Below are 1,933 nucleotides of genomic sequence, written 5' to 3'. Positions count from 1 at the left end.
TTTCGCCAAGTATTGGGGAGGGTCATACGTCGCCTTGGCCTGCACGACCCGGACTGTTTCCTGTTTGTGCTCAATGAGTCGCTCTTACGTCGCTATGCGCATCGTATTGATGACGACCTTCCCGATGAAAAGGCGATTGTCACCTTGGTGTCACCGACTTCGGCGCCTGCTGCACCCGGGTATGGCAATACCGCACCGGGAGCACCGTTGGATAACGTCACACGCTCTGGTGGCGAGACGGCGGAAGTGGACAATGAGGCGGTATCGGTGGCGTTTGGGGCATCGACCACGACGACAACCGCTGCGGCTGCAGCGAAGGCACAGTGGGAACACGACATGGCGTTTTCACAGCGATTTATAGAGCACTTGGCGACATTAAAAATATGACGATGGCATCGCCATACCAACGCGTTCGGTATGGTAATGCCATGTTGAAAATGTGATGTTTTACCAAAAAATAGCGATTTGCCTGCAATGCTAATCTTATGACACCCAATACATGCAGCACTGATTTATCAAATAGGGCGGAGTACTCTACCCAAGCGACTGCCTTGGGTGGAGATGGAAGGTGCGGCGTCCGTCAGGACGTCTTGTTTGCTTACAGGTAGATAGCTAATGTGTAAGGCATTACAGCCGGAGGTGCCTATAAATACTGTTTCTATCCGACATCTCAACATCCTGCGCTACATCGACACTGTCGAAGAAGAGTTCAACCTGAAGAGAGTGATGCGGAAATCGCGAAGCTGAATCAGTCAATGGACGACTATCTAAAGGAGCTAAGTTATGGTGCCTGATACCGGCAAGCCGCCACAGACTCGAGACCTCAGCCCCCAGCTGGTGGCGGATATCCGGGAACTGATTACCGCCGCCAGGCGGCAAGTGGTGCGCGCGGTCAATAGCTCGATGGTGAAGACCTACTGGCAGATTGGCCGGCTGATTGTCGAAAACGAGCAACAGGGCAGCACTCGCGCGGCATATGGCAAGCAGCAACTACAACGCCTTTCGCGGGAGCTAACAGAGGAATTCGGAAAGGGTTTTGATGTCACTAATCTGCGAAATATGCGCCGGTTCTACGAAGCCTTTCCAAATCGAGAGACAGTGTCTCCCGAATTGAGCTGGTCGCATTACAACCATCTGGCGCGCATCGAGAACCCCAGTGCTCGAACATGGTACCAGCAGGAAGCCATTCAGCATGGGTGGAGCGTTCGCGTATTGGAACGCCAGATTGGAAACTTCTATTATGAGCGCCTGCTCAGCAGTCAGGATCGAACAGCGGTGCAGCAGGAGGCCGAGAACCAGACGCGCCCGTTGGCTGAACACAGCGCTCGGCATTACCTACGTGATCCCTATATTTTAGATTTTATCGGCCTACCTGCCGAGCGCTACCTGGAAGCTGACCTTGAACGCGGCCTGATCGACAATCTGCAGGCATTCCTGCTGGAATTGGGCAAGGGCTTTGCCTTTGTCGCTCGGCAACAGCGCATCAGCACTGACGATCAGGATTTCTATATCGACCTAGTGTTCTACAACTTCAAGCTTAAGTGTTTCCTGCTGGTGGACCTCAAGCTGGGCAAGCTCACTCATCAAGATGTCGGCCAGATGGACAGCTACATCCGCATTTACGACCAACATCGCAAGGGTGATGACGACAACCCCACTATTGGCCTAATCCTGTGCAGCCAGAAGAGCGAGGCTGTAGTGAAATACTCGGTGCTCACCGACAGCGAACAGATGTTTGCCGCCAAGTATCTCCCTTATCTGCCCTCCGAAGAAGAGTTGCGTCGAGAACTGAAACGCGAGCGTAGCTTGGTACAGCAGCAAATTGAGCAGGCCGAAATGCCGAGAGAGAATAATGACGGGCCGAGTTAGTAGATGACATGCGATTTACCTGCTCACACAGGGCGTGGCCAAGTTGACAGCGCTACGGCGAGTT

Annotated in this window: 1 protein-coding gene and 1 pseudogene; both read left to right on the top strand. The window is 53.2% G+C overall.

Features of this window, described 5'->3' with window-relative positions; genetic code table 11:
* Positions 1–387: pseudogene (locus INT21_RS15130) on the top strand (hypothetical protein); the annotation flags it as partial.
* Between the two features lie 396 nt (positions 388–783).
* The gene (locus INT21_RS15125) at positions 784–1,869 is read left to right on the top strand and encodes a PDDEXK nuclease domain-containing protein (protein ID WP_193085411.1); all 1,086 of its coding nucleotides are present in this window, start codon (positions 784–786) and stop codon (positions 1,867–1,869) included.
* Positions 1,870–1,933: the final 64 nt, after the last annotated feature.

Origin of the sequence: Halomonas sp. 3F2F, from assembly GCF_014897805.1 — a bacterium.
GTDB lineage: Bacteria > Pseudomonadota > Gammaproteobacteria > Pseudomonadales > Halomonadaceae > Vreelandella.
The sequence above is the reverse complement of the archived record's forward strand: the minus strand, read 5'-3'. Positions and strand labels throughout refer to the sequence as shown.

Bases quoted from the DNA above. Each gene is read 5' to 3' on its own strand.
- INT21_RS15125 (WP_193085411.1), top strand. From the start codon at position 784: ATGGTGCCTGATACCGGCAAGCCGCCACAGACTCGAGACCTCAGCCCC.